Raw genomic sequence first — 15,615 nt, 5'->3', positions numbered from 1 at the left:
AATAAAGACAAAACACATAGAGGTATATAGAAAATAGAATTATATAAGCTTCTTTTAGGGATAATTTTCTCTTTAATGTCGAGAGAATATCTGCACCATAAGGTACATTTTCCTGACACAAAGCTGACGCTTTTTCCTACAGAATGCTGCCTCTTAGATCAAATCTTACGCATTTTTGCTACACCTTATTGAGAACAGGGAGTAGCAGTGCGACCCCGCGACGACGACAGTCGCAAGTAGTCCAAACCCGACGTTCCCCTTCCGGGACCATAGGGAACAGTCTCCTCACCATGGGAATACCGACCAAGAGAGGGAAAGTGCACCAAGATAGGGAGTAAGTGAATAACGAATTTGTATTCATAATTTGTATACTTAACATTAATTGTGTAAAACAAAAAATCCTTTTATAACTATTGAGCGTGTCAGAAGCACTTGTCATGGTAAAAAGGTGAAAGTTGAATTATTGTTTAACCCTTAGACATTAGCTGTGTATGCCCAATATTTGGAGAATATGTGCTAATAAAGCATCGACTAGCATATCTTTTCCCATTCTGGAGCCTTCCTAATTAATTGTTAACAAAATTATATTGACAAACATGACGATTTCTGCAGACCAAGTTAACCAAATAGTTTGGAACCATCACCATGACCCTTTTCAAGTCCTTGGTGTCCATCAGATAGAACAAGATGGCAAAACTGTGACAGTAATCCGAGCCTACCAACCAAGTGCTGAAGCTGTCTCGGTCATTTCACCGGTAGATCGGAAAGAATACCCAATGCAGTCAGTCCATAATCCACATTTCTTTGAATGTGTAATAGACGTTCCAGAACTGGCCAACTATCAACTCAAAATCAAAGAAGGAGAACACGAACGAGTCATCTACGACTCCTACGCTTTCCGCTCTCCGAAACTCACAGACTTCGACCTTCAACTCTTTGGAGAAGGAAACCATCACCGCATCTACGAAAAACTAGGGGCACATATCACTGAAGTTAACGGAGTCAAAGGAGTCTATTTTGCTGTTTGGGCACCCAATGCTCGTAACGTTTCAATTTTAGGAAACTTCAACTATTGGGATGGTCGTAAACACCAAATGCGGAAAGGCCACACAGGTATCTGGGAATTATTCATTCCTGATATTAGCCCTGGAGAACACTACAAATATGAGGTGAAAAACTGGGAAGGACATATCTACGAAAAAAGTGACCCTTATGGATATCAACAGGAAGTAAGGCCCAAAACAGCTTCCATTGTTGTTGACCTAGACTCATATACTTGGAATGACCAAGAATGGATGGAGAAACGTCGCCATACCGACCCCCTCACTCAACCTATTTCTGTCTATGAATGCCACCTGGGTTCTTGGATTCATGCCTCTGCTGCTGAACCTGCTAAACTGCCTGATGGGAAAACTGAGGCTGTAGTTCAAGTCTCGGAACTCAGACCTGATGCTCGTTTTCTTACCTACCGAGAATTAGCAGATCGCCTGGTTTCCTATGTTAAAGATTTAGGCTACACCCATATTGAAATGTTGCCTGTAGCAGAACATCCTTTTGATGGTTCTTGGGGTTATCAGGTAACAGGATTTTTTGCCCCTACTTCTCGCTACGGTAATGCTGAAGATTTCATGTACTTTGTGGACAAATGCCATGAAAATGGTATTGGCGTAATTGTAGACTGGGTACCGGGACATTTTCCAAAAGATGGACATGGTTTAGCGTTCTTTGATGGTACTCATCTCTATGAACATCCAGACCCCCGCAAAGGCGAACACAAGCAATGGGGTACTTTAGTATTTGACTATGGTCGTAATGAAGTCCGTAATTTCCTAGTTGCAAATGCACTTTTCTGGTTTGAAAAGTATCACATTGATGGTTTTAGGGTAGATGCGGTTGCTTCTATGGTCTACCACAACTATATGAGACCCGACGGTGAATGGGTTGCTAACCAATACGGAGGTGTAGAATATATCGAAGCTGCTGATTTCCTCCGTCAGGTTAATCATTTGATTTTTGGTTACTATCCTGGTACTCTCTGCATTGCAGAAGAATCTACTGCCTGGCCAATGGTAACTTGGCCTACTTATGTTGGTGGTTTGGGCTTCAACCTCAAGTGGAACATGGGTTGGATGCACGATATGCTGGACTATTTTGAAATGGACCCTTGGTTCCGACAGTTCCACCAGAATAATGTTACTTTCAGTATTTGGTATCACCACAGTGAGAATTATATGTTAGCTCTGTCTCACGATGAGGTTGTACATTGTAAGAGTAATATGTTGGGTAAAATGCCTGGGGATGATTGGCAGAAGTTTGCTAATGTTCGGGCGTTGTTTGCTTATATGTTTACCCACCCTGGTAAGAAAACTATGTTTATGGGGATGGAGTTTCCTCAATGGGGTGAATGGGATGTTTGGGGCGATTTAGAATGGCATTTGCTCCAATTTGATGCTCACCAAGGAATGAAGCGATTTTTCCGGGATGTGAATCACCTCTATCGTTCTCAACCTGCTTTGTATGAACAAGATTGTAATGAGGAAGGATTCCAGTGGATAGATTGTAGTGATAATAATCATAGTGTGGTGTCGTTTATTCGTCGCGCTAAAGATGGGAACGAATTTGTGGTAGCGGTTTGCAATTTTACTCCTCAACCCCATAGTCACTATCGTATCGGTGTACCTGAACCAGGGTTCTATACTGAAATATTTAATAGTGATGCTGGTAATTATGGTGGCAGCAATATGGGTAATTTGGGTGGTAAGTGGACTGATGATTGGTTCTTCCATAGTTATCAACAGTCTTTGGATTTATGTTTGCCTCCTTTGGGTATTTTAGTCTTGAAGTTAGACCGGGAGAAAACGTTAGCAGTGATGGACCAGTCTCAGGAGACAGAAACTGAAACTGAAACTGTTTCTGAAAGTTAAATGACTGAGAGCTATTACTGAAGCTGAAACTATTTCTGAAGGTTAAATGACTGAGAGCTATTAAAGCAAAATTGAAAAGATGGCATTGCATAAATGCGGGATGATTTTAATAGTTTTGTAGTCTTGTAATCTTGTAGTCTTGTAATCTTGTGGAATGGGCATCTTGCCCGTTCCTCTCCCCTAACTGAAAATAATATAACAGAGGAGAATATGCTTGGTTTATCATCAGTATTTCAGTGTAAAAAGTCTCAGCCTAGAGGTGATATAGTTTTTGTTCATGGTTTGGCTGGCCACCCCTGGGGTACATGGCATCCTCAAAGCAAAAGAGATAATCAAGATTTGGACTTTTGGCCGTTTTGGTTGGGGGAGGAATTACAAGCAAATGTCTGGACTTTTGGATATGATACGCCTCGCTTTGGATATGTTGGTCAGGGAATGCCCCGTTTTGACCTAGCAAGTAATTTACTGGAATATCTTGACGTTAATGATATAGGCGATCGCCCCCTGATATTTGTGACTCACAGTATGGGTGGGTTGGTTGTTAAAGATTTAATTCGTACAGCTCAAAATTTTGATGCTAAAAAAGCTATTATCAAACAGACTCAAGGGATTGTATTTTTATCCACTCCCCATCAAGGCTAACATTTGGCTAATTTAATTGATAATTTTAATGAACCTATCCCAGTAATAAGATTTTTGCTAAAAACCCTAAATATTTTGAGAGTTAAAAACGAAAAATTAAGCTTTTAAAGTATATTTAATTTCAACAAATAAGCCTGTTAAAAATAGTGGGATAGGTTCAATGTTTTGACGAGAGCAACAGTCAATATTCAGGAATTAAAACTGCATACGCCTCAGTTACGCCAACTTAATGAGTGGTATCGACAAAACGTTGATAACTTAGGAATTAAAACTCAGGTATTCTATGAAACTCAACCCATGAGAGGGGTTTTGGTTGTGGATGAGGATAGCGCTAACCCAGGAATTAAGGATGTCAAACCTGTTGCTATTCCAGCAGACCACAATTCTATTGCTAAACTTGGAAAAAATGATTTGGTTTATCTTTCTGTAAAAAAATTTGTGAAAAAATGTTTTCCAACTCTAGTTACAACAGAACAGTTAGAATTGACTTATTCCAAGCACCACCTCTACCAAGATACTATGTAGACCGCCCGGAATACAGTGACAATTTAAAGGCTAACCTACTGAAAAATTCATCGGATACCCAAGCTATTGTGGTGACAGCTATCCACGGTTTGGGTGCTGTGGGTAAATCTACTCTGGCCACGGCTTTAGCTTATGATGACGAGGTACAATCTCGTTTTTCTGATGGTATTCTCTGGGTAACTTTGGGTCAAGAACCTAATATTCTGCCGATGCTCAGTGGTTGGGTGCAAGCATTGGGTGACTATAATTTCAAACCAACAAGTGTGGAGGCGACTGCTAATCATTTACGGACTTTACTTTATGACAAATCTGTGCTATTGGTGGTCGATGATGCTTGGAGTCCAGACCATGCTCAAATATTTAATCTCGGTGGTCCGCGCTGTCAGGTTTTGGTCACGACAAGGGAAAAGGCGATCGCCGATTTCTTAAAAGCTGAAACTTACAGTCTGGATGTGATGACTTTATCCCAGTCAATGCAACTTCTCACTCAAAAGTTAGGGTGTGAAATTACGGGAGAGGAAGCAAAACAGGCGGAGGCTTTAGTTAAGGAACTGGGATATTTGCCTTTAGCTTTGGAGTTGGCAGCAGCTCAAGTTGCGGATGGTATGTCTTGGGGAGTGCTGTTAGAGGATATTCAAGGGGAAATTGTTGAGTTAAAAACCTTGGATAGAGAAGGTGCAGAGGATGTTACTGATGAGGCTAGTTTAAAACGGTTGAGTTTGACTGCTTCCTTGAATTTGAGTATTAAGCAACTGCCACAGGAAACCAGGGATAATTTTATTTGGTTGGGAATATTGCCGGAGGATGTTCAGATTACTCCAGGAATGACGGCGGTACTTTGGGAGTTGGATGAACAGGATGCGAGGGATAAGTTGGGGTATTTGCGGAATAAGGCGTTGTTGTTAGATGGTGTGATTTTAGCTGATGGCAAGTCTACTTATCGTTTACATGACTTATTTCACGATTTAGCACGTTATTTGTTGAGTGCGTCGTTACATCCGACAGAAGAAAGTAATTTGTCGGGGTTGGGTATTAGTCTAACTGAAGCTCACGGAATATTTTTAGAGAAATACAGAAGGTTAACAGATAATAATCTTTGGCATACCTTACCCAATGATGGTTATATTCATCAGCATCTAGTTTGGCATTTGGAAAAAGCAGGGAAAATAGAGGAAATTCATGGGTTATTAGCGGAGGAGTCGAAAAGTGGGGGTAATGCTTGGTATGAAACGTGCGAACATTTGGGCAAACCCGGGCTGTTTATTAATAATGTGGGTCAAGCTTGGGAGTTGGCAGAAATTGACTCAGATGAAGGTAGGTTGCCTGAAGTTATTAGTTGGCAATGTCGTTATGCTTTGATAACTGCTTCTATTAATAGTTTGGCAGGGAATTTACCAATAGATTTGTTGGTGGCTTTGGTTAAACATGATTTCTGGTCTCCCGAACAAGGGTTAGTCTACGCATTACAAAAGCCAAATCCAGAGGATAAAGTAGACTCTCTAGCAAAATTAGTTGATTATTTGCCAGCCAACTTAAAAAAACTAGCTATTTCAGAAGCTCTGTCTGCTGCTCGACAGATTTGGGATCAGAGAAATCACGTCCCAGTTCTTAGTGTTTGGGCTAATAAATTGACATCAGAATTATTACCAGAAGCACTAACTTTGGCTCGACAGATTAGGGATGATGGATATCGCGCCGAAGTTCTCAAAGCTTTGGCCGATAAATTAACACCAGAGTTATTACCAGAAGCACTGGGTATTGCTCGACAAATTAGGGATGAGTACCATCGCGCCGAAGTTCTCAAAGCTTTGGTTGATAAATTTCCCGAATTATTACCAGAAGCACTGACTACTACTCGACAGATTCAGGATGAGTTTCGTCGCGCCCAAGTTCTTAGTGCTTTGGCTAATAAATTACCACCAGGGTTATTACCAGAAGCACTGGCTGCTGCTCGACAGATTCAGTTTGAGTATAGTCGCACCCAAGCTATCTGTGCTCTGGCTGATAAATTTCCACCAGAATTATTACCAGAAGCACTAGCTGTTGCTCGACAAATTAGGGATGAGAGATTTTGCGCCGAAGTTCTCAAAGCTATGGCTGATAAATTTCCACCAGAATTATTACCAGAAGCACTGGCTGCTGCTCGACAGATTCAGGATGAGGATGATCGCGCCGAAGCTCTCAAAGCTATGGCTGATAAATTTCCACCAGAATTATTACCAGAAGCACTGGCTGCTGCTCGACAAATTAGGGATGAGTATAGTTGCGCCCAAGTTCTCAAAGCTATGGCTGATAAATTTCCCGAATTATTACCAGAAGCACTGGCTGTTGCTCGACAGATTCAGGATGAGGATCATCGGGCCGAAGCTCTCAAAGCTATGGCTAATAAATTACCACCAGAGTTATTACCAGAAGCACTGGCTGCTGCTCGACAAATTAGGGATGAGTATAGTTGCGCCCAAGTTCTCAAAGCTATGGCTGATAAATTTCCCGAATTATTACCAGAAGCACTGGCTGTTGCTCGACAGATTCAGGATGAGGATCATCGGGCCGAAGCTCTCAAAGCTATGGCTAATAAATTACCACCAGAGTTATTACCAGAAGCACTGGCTGCTGCTCAACAGATTGAGTCTCACAGATATCGCGCCGAAGTTCTCAGTGCTTTAGCTGATAAATTTCCCGAATTATTACCAGAAGCACTGGCTGTTGCTAGACAGATTCAGGATGAAATATATCTGGCCAAAGCTCTCAAAGCTATGGCTAATAAATTACCACCAGAGTTATTACCAGAAGCACTGGCTGCTGCTCAACAGATTGAGTCTCACGGATATCGCTCCCAAGTTCTCAGTGCTTTAGCTGATAAATTACCACCAGTATTATTACCAGAAGCACTAGCTGCTGCTCGACAGATTGAGTCTCACGGATATCGCGCCCAAGTTCTCAGTGCTATGGCTGATAAATTACCACCAGAGTTATTACCAGAAGCACTGGCTGCTGCTCGACAGATTAGGGATGAGTACCATTGCGCCAAAACTCTCAAAGCTATGGCTGATAAATTACCACCAGAATTATTACCAGAAGCACTGGGTATTGCTCGACAGATTGAGTCTCACGGATATCGCGCCGAAGTTCTCAATGCTTTGGCCGATCAATTTCCCGAATTATTACCAGAAGCACTAGCTGCTGCTCGACAAATTAGGGATGAGCATAGTCGCGCCCAAGTTCTTAGTGCTTTGGCTGATAAATTACCACCAGAATTATTGCCAGAAGCACTGGCTGTTGCTCGACAAATTAGGGATGAGCATAGTCGCGCCGAAGTTCTCAAAGCTTTAGCTGATAAATTACCACCAGAGTTATTGCCAGAAGCACTGGGTGTTGCTCGACAGATTAGGGATGAGAGAAATCGCGCCGAAGTTCTCAAAGCTTTAGCTGATAAATTACCACCAGAATTATTACCAGAAGCACTGGGTATTGCTCGACAGATTAGGGATGAGAGAAATCGCGCCGAAGTTCTCAAAGCTTTAGCTGATAAATTACCACCAGAGTTATTGCCAGAAGCACTGGCTGCTGCTCGACAGATTAGGGATGAGTACCATTGTGCCCAAGTTCTCAGTACTTTGGCTAATAAATGGACACCAGAATTATTACCAGAAGCACTAGCTGCTGCTCGACAGATTCAGTCTGACCGAGATCGTACCGAAGTTCTCAAAGCTTTAGCTAATAAATGTACACCAGAATTATTACCAGAAGTACTGGCTACTGCTCGACAGATTCAGAATGAGAGATTTCGCGCCGAAGTTCTCAAAGCCTTAGCTGATAAATTGACACCAGAGTTATTACCAGAAGCACTGGCTACTGCTCAACAGATTAGGGATCAGTACCATCGCGCCGAAGTTCTCAGTACTTGGGCTAATAAACTGATACCAGAATTATTACCAGAAGTACTAGCTACCGCTCGACAGATTAGGAATGAGTTCCATCGTGCCTGCATTCTTGGTGCTGTGGGTGATAAACTACCACCAGAATTATTACCAGAAGCTCTGGCTACTGCTCGACAGATTAGGAATGATCACCATTTTGCCCAAGTTCTCAGTACTTTGGCTAATAAATTGACACCAGAATTATTACCAGATGTACTGGCTGCTGCTCGACAGATTCAGGATGAGAGATTTCGCGCCCAAGTTCTCATAGCTTTAACTAATAAATTGACACCAGAATTATTACCAGAAGCACTAGCTGTTGCTCGACAGATTAGGAATGAGGGATATCGCGCCGAAACTCTTAAAGCTTTGGCTGATAAATTTCCCGAAATATTACCAGATGTACTGGCTGCTGCTCTACAAATTCAGGATGAGAGATTTCGCGCCGAAACTCTTAAAGCTCTGGCTGATAAATTTCCCGAAATATTACCAGATGTACTGGCTGCTGCTCTACAAATTCAGGATGAGAGATTTCGCGCCGAAACTCTCAAAGCTCTGGCGAATAAATTGACACCAGAATTATTACCAGAAGCACTGACTGCTGCTCTACAGATTCAGAATGAGCATCATTGCGCCGAAACTCTCAAAGCTCTGGCGAATAAATTGACACCAGAATTATTACCAGAAGCACTAGCTATTTCTCGACAGATGTATGAGGAAGATAGCGCCTATGGTCTCTGTGCTTTGGCTAGTAAATTTCCTGAAGTATTACCAGAAGCGCTAGCTGCTGCTCGATATATTCAAGAAGAGGATGATCGGCTCGAAGTTATCAGTCCTTTGGTCGATAAATTGACACCAGAAGTATTACCAGAAGCACTGGTAGCTGCTAGACAGATTATAAATGAGGGATATCGCGCCCAATTTCTCATAGCTTTGGCTGATAAATTGACACCAGAAGTATTACCAGAAGCACTGGCTGTTGCTAGACAGATTGACGACTATGAGTATGACCGCGCCCCAGTTCTCAGTGCTTGGGCTGATAAACTCTCACAAATGCCAAAAACTCTACTTTACTCCCTCTGGCCAAATATCCTTCACTCCCTATCCCTCCGCACTCGCCCCGACTTACTCTCAGACATAACAGCATTAACTCCCGTCATCTTTTCTTTAGGAGGTGAAGAAGCAATCAAAAACACAGCCATTGCTATTCAAGACGTTTCCCGGTGGTGGCGGTAATTTCAGTTATCAGTTATCAGTTATCAGTTATCAGCTATTAGTTTTCAGTTATTAGTTTCTCCAACTGAAGCTAGAGAATTAAAATACTAAAGTTGATTATTTTATGTCATAATAATTTCTAGATTAATATTTGAACAAAAAATAGATTCTACCTATGTATCAACTAACAATTAATATACCAGAAGAAACAGCCTTAGCGTTAAAATTAACCCCTGAATAACTTAGTCAAGAAATAGAAACTAATTGCTGCTATTAAACTTTATGAATTAGGTCGTCTTTCCTCCGGTGCGGCTGCAAATTTAGCTGGAATTCCCAAAGTCTTATTTTTGACAAAATTAGCTGATTATGGTGTAGATACTTTTAGCCTCACTGAAGCTGAATTAGCTGAGGAACTAAAACCTGCCTAAATTATCAATGGATAATGGATAATTCATCATGGACAATTAATCTCCAGAGGTTTAAAGCCTCTTTACCAATGGATAATTAATAATGATTAAAATTTTAAACTTTGAGTAAAAAGCAAACTTTTTGAATGCAAAAAGTCTTCAATTTAGTACAAAAGTTAGCAATCAAATAATTATCAATTATCCATTGTTAATTATTAATTATTTAGTCCACCAATTACCTTTGTTCATAACCTATCACTTTCTTAAAATGTTTGTTAACAGAATAGTATCGGTTTATTTGCGCTTATTTTTTCTAGGTTTTGCTGTTTGGATGCTAGCTTTCTATTTTTTGATTTCAAATCCTAATGTAGAGGTTAATGCTCAAGATTTACCTCCTCTAAAAACTCACCCCTTACCACCTACTTTGGCACAATGGAAAGACACCAGTAATAGCGGTGATTATTTCGATCGCATTGAAGTTCAGGATGTAGGTTATTTAATTTGGTCGCAGTTTCCGATTAAAGTTTATGTCGAATCTTCTCAAAAGAGTGAGAGATCAGAAAATAACCTATTTTCTAGCTCTGTTAAATCAACTCCTGACTCCTTGCAAAAAGTATCTCGCTCTCGTCAATGGGCTAATATTGTCATAGATGCTATCTGGGAATGGAATACTTATTTACCCTTGCAAATAGTAGATAACCCAGAAATTGCCGATATCAAAATTTTTAACAAACGACCTCCTTTAACCCCCGGAAATTTAAGAGCGCGTTCTGCGGAGACTCGCTATCAGCTACATGAAGATGAGAACGGAACTTTATCTCAGAGTTTTGTCATTTGGTTAAGTCCGATGCAAGTAGGTAAATATCTCCCTGCTGCTGTTCGTCACGAGTTTGGTCATGCTTTGGGGATTTGGGGTCATAGTCCTGAGAAAACTGATGTTATGTATTATTCTCAGGTGGCAGAACCTCCTCCTATTTCAGCGAGGGATATTAATACTCTGAAACGGATTTATTTGCAAACAACTAGATTAGGACTTCAATAATTAATAATTAATAATTAATAATTAATAATTACCAAAAAATTGTGGGTATGCGCCTCCCCTTTTAAGGGGATAAAAAAAAAGAACATATTCCTTATTTCAAGCCTCCTTATTGCAGAGGTACTGATAACTGATAACTGATAACTGATAACTGATAACTGATAACTGAAATGACCTCTCCTTGAAAAGAAGAAGATTTACTAAAAGGAAGTTTTTTTCTTATCTTGGTCTCATGGATATGGCGAGGAAACCTAGCCATCCCACACTATGGGAAAGCTGCGCTAACGACCGTTTTTTTATCCTTTAAAGGAGAGGCTTTTTACCTTAATTATTCGGTAAGTTTCCTTTGCAATTAGATTTGGAATAAGTACTTAGTTTATTGCATGAAAGTGGCGATATAGGTGCTGCTAAACTCTGCTAAGGTAGCAAAACCCCTAAGTTTTCTCCAATTTTATAGCAGTCTAAGGAAAGGTTAGGATATATCAAAAGATTAAAACTCAGACAACCGAAGATTGTTCTTTCTTCCTTCTTCCTTCTTCCTTCTTCCTTCTTCCTTCTGCTATAAATTCAAAACTTTCCTCGACCGGAAAATACTACTATCAAAAATGTTACTAACTGTACTAAAACAATACTAGGACCAGAAGGTAAATTAAAACTACCAGATACTATCATTCCTAACACCCCACTCATAGCACCAATTGTCGCGGAAACTCCTAAAAATGGTACAAATTGATGAGAAATCAACTTAGCTGTTGCTGCTGGAATTACCAAAAAAGCATTCACCAACAAAATACCAACTGCTCTCATAGTCAGAGCGATCGCCAGGGATAAAATAATTATAAATATATATTTATATCTTTGTACTGGTATCCCTTGAATTTGTGCTAAATCAGAATTTAAAGTTAATAATATTTGCTGTTGTAAAGTCAGTCCTAACCAACTCAATGTTACGATTAACAAAATAACTAAAAAAAGTAAATCTAGATTACTAATTGCTAAAATATCACCAAATAATATAGATAATAAATTTCCTCGATACCCAGGCACAAAATTAAACCCAATTGTACCCAATGCAACCGAACTAGCAATTACAATACTTAAAATTGTATCTCCACCTAAATTAGTCTTTTCAATTAAATAATTTATTCCTAATCCAAATAATACCAAAAAAATAATCAAAGCGATCATAAGAGGTAACTGTAATAAAGCAACTAATACTACAGCTAAAAAAGCGGAATGACCCAAGGCATTTCCAAATAAAGATAATTGGCGTAAAATCACGAATCCACCAATAATTCCTCCTAAAATTCCTAATAGAATACCCCCTATAATTGCTCGCTGCATAAATGGTAGACTAAATAAATTAATCCATTCTGAAAAATCCATATTTATCAAATACAATTCAAGTAAATTTATTTATATAGCAGGGAACAGGGAACAGTGACAAAAGCTTTTCTCTGTATCAGGTTCATCATCAACATAAGTCCTAACCAACTCATTACTTGCTATAGATATAGCGTTTCTCAGACTACTGAGGTACAGTTGTTTTTGTTCTGTTGTCGCACTCTATACTGCCATTCAATACAGACATAAAATGTCAGAATATCCCAAGATTTTTTCCACTCTCATCCTTACTTTTTCCTGTGTCCTTTATCCTGAATTATACGATAACTAATTAGCCAGATACTATAGCAATCAAGAATCAGATGTGAGAATTTTATTGCTTCGGTGTTTGCCATTCCCTACTCCCTATTCCCTATTCCCTATTCCTTATTCTCTATTCCCTATTCCCTATTCCCTATTTAATGCTGATGAACATATCTAATTAAATTATCCCCATAAACTTCACTCAAGTTATTTTTATCCAAAGCAACACTAGGTTTACCCTGACAACATAAACGACGATTCATACAAATAACTTGGTCACAATAACGACTCACCATATCTAAATCATGGGAAACTTGCACAATCGAAAAACCCTCTTCTTGATGTAAATTTGCCAGTAATTCAGCAAACTGTATTTCTCCAGTCGGGTCTATACCAGCCATGACTTCATCTAATATTAATAACTGTCTATTTTGCACCAAACAATATCCCAATAAAACCCGTTTTAACTCCCCACCACTTAAACTTCCTATTCGCTGTTTTGCCTGATTTTCTAACTTAACTTGTACCAAAGCTTTTTCTATTGCCATAAGCTTTTCCCGCGACTTCATCAAACCTTGCTCTGGGTAACCTAAACTGATTAATTCAGCCACACTTAAAGGAAAACTCCGGTCAAAAGGTAATTTTTGGGGAATATAACCAATTTTTTGCCAATGTTTTCCTAAATCTTTTATTTGTTTACCTAGAATTTCTATATAGCCTGATTCATAAGGAATTAAACCTAATATTGCCTGAATTAATGTACTTTTTCCTGCACCATTCGGACCAATAATTGCTGTATTACTACCAGGAAATATTTGAAATGACACAGATTCTACTGCTTGATATTTTCCTCTAATTACTGTTAAATTTTGTACTTCTACTACTGGCAGATTTTTGTCAATTTCTGCTAATTTCACTGGCAAACTTCCTCTAAAGTTTTTAAATTATTTCTCATGGCAGTAAAATAATGTTCTGAGTCTAACGAACCGCTGTTTATTGGGTCTAATTTTTTGATAGGTAATCTAATATCTTTAGCAATTTGTTGCATCCGATTATCATTAAATCCAACTTCAGCAAGTAAACCTTTAACTTGATATTCTTGAGCTGCTTTTATTACTCTTTGAACATCTCTAGGCGTGATATTATCTTCTGGCAATTCCACCACTGCCATTTGTTGTAAATTGTACCGTTGAGCTAAGTAAGGATAAGCATCATGAAAAGCAATAAATTTACATCCTTGAAAAGGTGATAAACGAGTTTGAAATTCTTGGTGAAGCTCCTGTAATTTACGAATATAAATATCAGCATTAGCTCTATAAGTAGCTTCATTATTAGAGTCAGCTTGAATTAAACCATCCCGAATATTCTTGACTTGTTGTTGGGCTAAAACAGGGTCTAACCAAACATGAGGGTTTCCTTCTTCATGGTGATGACCGTGGTCGTGGTCGTGGTCGTCGTGGTCGTCGTGGTCGTCGTGGTCTTTATCTTCTTCTTCTAGGGGTTCTATATTTTGACTAGCATCAATTTCTTGAAGTTGAGAGTTAGCCGTAGCATCAACTAATTTCTCTAAAAATTCTTCTAACCCCAACCCATTTTTTACTAATACATCTGCCTCTGCAATACTCCGTGCATTCTCAGGCGTTGCCTGATAATCGTGGGGGTCTGCTCCCGCAGGAATTAAGAGTTCTACTTTTCCACTTTCTCCGGTAACTCCTTTGGTAAACATATATATAGGTAAGAAAGTTGCTACTATTTTAGTTTCATTTTGATTTTGGGCCACACTACTAACACTTCCGAGAGAAACAGCCGTGGCCAGTGCTGCTGTTCCTAAGAATAAACAGTGAATTCGTCTAATTGTCTTGAGCATTAGTATACAGGTTATTTTTGGGAATGATTATCATTTTCAAATTTATCATACAATAATGGCTAATACCAAATAGTGATAAAATCATCGGCCTACCCACCAAGCGCCATATGTAGTAGGGGCGAATGGCATTCGCCCTCTACAGATAGCGTATTATCTAAGAATTTGCGTAAGTCCTGAAAATTATTACAGCGCTTTTGATGTGAAAACCACTGTAAACATTGAAGGCGATCGCCTAATATTTATCTTGTTTGATACTTCCCTCTACCTTGTAATCATCGCTACATTTATTTTGACTACTTGAGACTAATATAAACAGGACTTACGCAGAGACTCTAAATAAAGCTAGGGCGAATACCATTCGCCCCTACAGATAGCGTATTGTCTAAGAATCTGCGTAAGTTCTGATTAAATAATTTCCGTAAATTACTGTAGTATTAAAGCTTTGAGCCAATCAAATATAACTTTTGACTTTTGACTTTTGAATTTTGAATTTTGACTTACTTTCCCAAATCTGCAATAGCCATTTGTGCCCTAGCACTAACCGCTAAAGTTGTATCTGTATCAACAATCTCCTCAAACCTGGTCAAAATATCCTCAAGCCATTTTGGATAAGTAACTTCTACAGTTTTGGCCAAACCATACAAACCAACTACAGCAGCATAACGCACTATCCATTCTTGGTCTTGGGATACTTGCAAAAGAGTCTTCATCGTAGATAGTTGACAATCAAAAATCTGAGATTCTGGCAACTTTTTCCAATCAATAAAACCTAAGCCTTTTGCCGCACCACGTCTGACACTAAAAGAAAAGTCATTTATTGCAGCATCTAACAATAAATCTAACCCACGCGGATCGCCAATACCTGCCAATGCTCTAATTGCCCAAGCTCTAGCACCATAATTATAACCATCAAGTTTTTCTAGTATTGGAAGTACTGCCATTTCCCCGAGTAAAACCAACCCATCAACTGCTGCCACTGCTGCACCAGGATTGTTGTACCCTAAAACTGTAATTAATATCGGGATAGCATCTTCTATCTGAACTGCTGCTAAATCTTTAACTGCATCAATTAAACCTTGAGAAGAATCTGCTTCTTCCACTGCTTGGATGAGTTGATTATTTATTGTTGAGGGTTGATTATTCATTTTTAGGGAGTAGGGAGTAGGAGAATTTCAACAATTAATAATTAATAATTAATAATTAATAATTACCTCTGCTTGAAAACGGATAAAATTCACTCAAAAGAAAATTTTTCTTTATTATATCATCTCCGGATAATTAATATCATCTCCGGATAATTAGCGATAGAAATCCGTTCCGCTTACGCAACCAAAAAACTTTCTCCTTCTTTTCTTCTTTCTTCCCTCCTCAATTCTGTTTGCAGAGCATTCCGTAGGAAATTCTGAGTTTATTTATAACTGTTTAATTG

The 15,615-nt window shown here is 39.2% G+C and carries 10 protein-coding genes; 6 read left to right on the top strand and 4 right to left on the bottom strand.

Annotation, left to right across the window (positions count from 1 at the left end; genetic code table 11):
• The first annotated feature begins 596 nt into the window (after positions 1-596).
• From glgB to F6K18_RS20000, 6 genes are all read left to right on the top strand, one after another.
• Positions 597-2,924, top strand: coding sequence for a 1,4-alpha-glucan branching enzyme (gene glgB, locus F6K18_RS20025; protein ID WP_287523335.1), 2,328 nt, complete (start codon positions 597-599; stop codon positions 2,922-2,924).
• A 147-nt stretch (positions 2,925-3,071) separates the two neighbouring features.
• Positions 3,072-3,566, top strand: a complete 495-nt coding sequence (locus F6K18_RS20020; protein ID WP_287523277.1) for an alpha/beta fold hydrolase — start codon at positions 3,072-3,074, stop codon at positions 3,564-3,566.
• Between the two features lie 165 nt (positions 3,567-3,731).
• Positions 3,732-4,091 carry a hypothetical protein gene (locus F6K18_RS20015; RefSeq protein WP_287523276.1) on the top strand — a complete coding sequence of 120 codons (360 nt, stop codon included), beginning with the start codon at positions 3,732-3,734 and terminating at the stop codon, positions 4,089-4,091.
• On the top strand, positions 4,013-9,247 hold the full coding sequence (locus F6K18_RS20010) for an NB-ARC domain-containing protein (RefSeq protein ID WP_287523275.1): 5,235 nt from the start codon (positions 4,013-4,015) through the stop codon (positions 9,245-9,247). The genes F6K18_RS20015 and F6K18_RS20010 overlap by 79 nt, the downstream gene beginning before the upstream one ends.
• A gap of 242 nt (positions 9,248-9,489) precedes the next feature.
• Complete coding sequence (locus tag F6K18_RS20005) at positions 9,490-9,654, top strand: UPF0175 family protein (RefSeq protein WP_353735128.1); 165 nt, start codon at positions 9,490-9,492, stop codon at positions 9,652-9,654.
• A 310-nt stretch (positions 9,655-9,964) separates the two neighbouring features.
• On the top strand, positions 9,965-10,675 hold the full coding sequence (locus F6K18_RS20000) for a peptidase (RefSeq protein ID WP_287523273.1): 711 nt from the start codon (positions 9,965-9,967) through the stop codon (positions 10,673-10,675).
• 564 nt (positions 10,676-11,239) lie between these two features.
• On the opposite strand, the gene F6K18_RS19995 is transcribed toward F6K18_RS20000, so the two are convergent.
• The 4 genes from F6K18_RS19995 to F6K18_RS19980 all read right to left on the bottom strand — a co-directional run bounded on the left by F6K18_RS19995 (position 11,240) and on the right by F6K18_RS19980 (position 15,331).
• The gene (locus F6K18_RS19995; protein ID WP_287523271.1) at positions 11,240-12,058 is read right to left on the bottom strand and encodes a metal ABC transporter permease; all 819 of its coding nucleotides are present in this window, start codon (positions 12,056-12,058) and stop codon (positions 11,240-11,242) included.
• Positions 12,059-12,474: 416 nt separating this feature from the next.
• Positions 12,475-13,236, bottom strand: coding sequence for a metal ABC transporter ATP-binding protein (locus F6K18_RS19990; protein ID WP_287523269.1), 762 nt, complete (start codon positions 13,234-13,236; stop codon positions 12,475-12,477).
• On the bottom strand, positions 13,233-14,186 hold the full coding sequence (locus F6K18_RS19985; protein ID WP_287523267.1) for a metal ABC transporter solute-binding protein, Zn/Mn family: 954 nt from the start codon (positions 14,184-14,186) through the stop codon (positions 13,233-13,235). Before F6K18_RS19985 ends, F6K18_RS19990 begins: the two co-directional genes overlap by 4 nt.
• Before the next feature lie 497 nt (positions 14,187-14,683).
• Positions 14,684-15,331: a HEAT repeat domain-containing protein gene (locus tag F6K18_RS19980; RefSeq protein WP_287523265.1), complete on the bottom strand. Its 648-nt coding sequence runs from the start codon at positions 15,329-15,331 to the stop codon at positions 14,684-14,686.
• Between the last annotated feature and the right edge of the window lie 284 nt (positions 15,332-15,615).

The sequence above is a fragment of the Okeania sp. SIO2C2 genome (genome assembly GCF_010692625.1).
In the GTDB taxonomy this organism is placed as follows: Bacteria; Cyanobacteriota; Cyanobacteriia; order Cyanobacteriales; family Microcoleaceae; genus Okeania; species Okeania hirsuta.
Note: the sequence above shows the minus strand (reverse complement) of the source record. Positions and strands in the feature narration are given on the sequence as shown.

Coding starts and splice junctions, on each gene's coding strand:
- glgB (WP_287523335.1), top strand. CDS start 597: ATGACGATTTCTGCAGACCAAGTTAACCAAATAGTTTGGAACCATCAC.
- F6K18_RS20010 (WP_287523275.1), top strand. CDS start 4,013: ATGTTTTCCAACTCTAGTTACAACAGAACAGTTAGAATTGACTTATTC.
- F6K18_RS20000 (WP_287523273.1), top strand. CDS start 9,965: ATGCTAGCTTTCTATTTTTTGATTTCAAATCCTAATGTAGAGGTTAAT.
- F6K18_RS19995 (WP_287523271.1), bottom strand. CDS start 12,058: ATGGATTTTTCAGAATGGATTAATTTATTTAGTCTACCATTTATGCAG.
- F6K18_RS19985 (WP_287523267.1), bottom strand. CDS start 14,186: ATGCTCAAGACAATTAGACGAATTCACTGTTTATTCTTAGGAACAGCA.
- F6K18_RS19980 (WP_287523265.1), bottom strand. CDS start 15,331: ATGAATAATCAACCCTCAACAATAAATAATCAACTCATCCAAGCAGTG.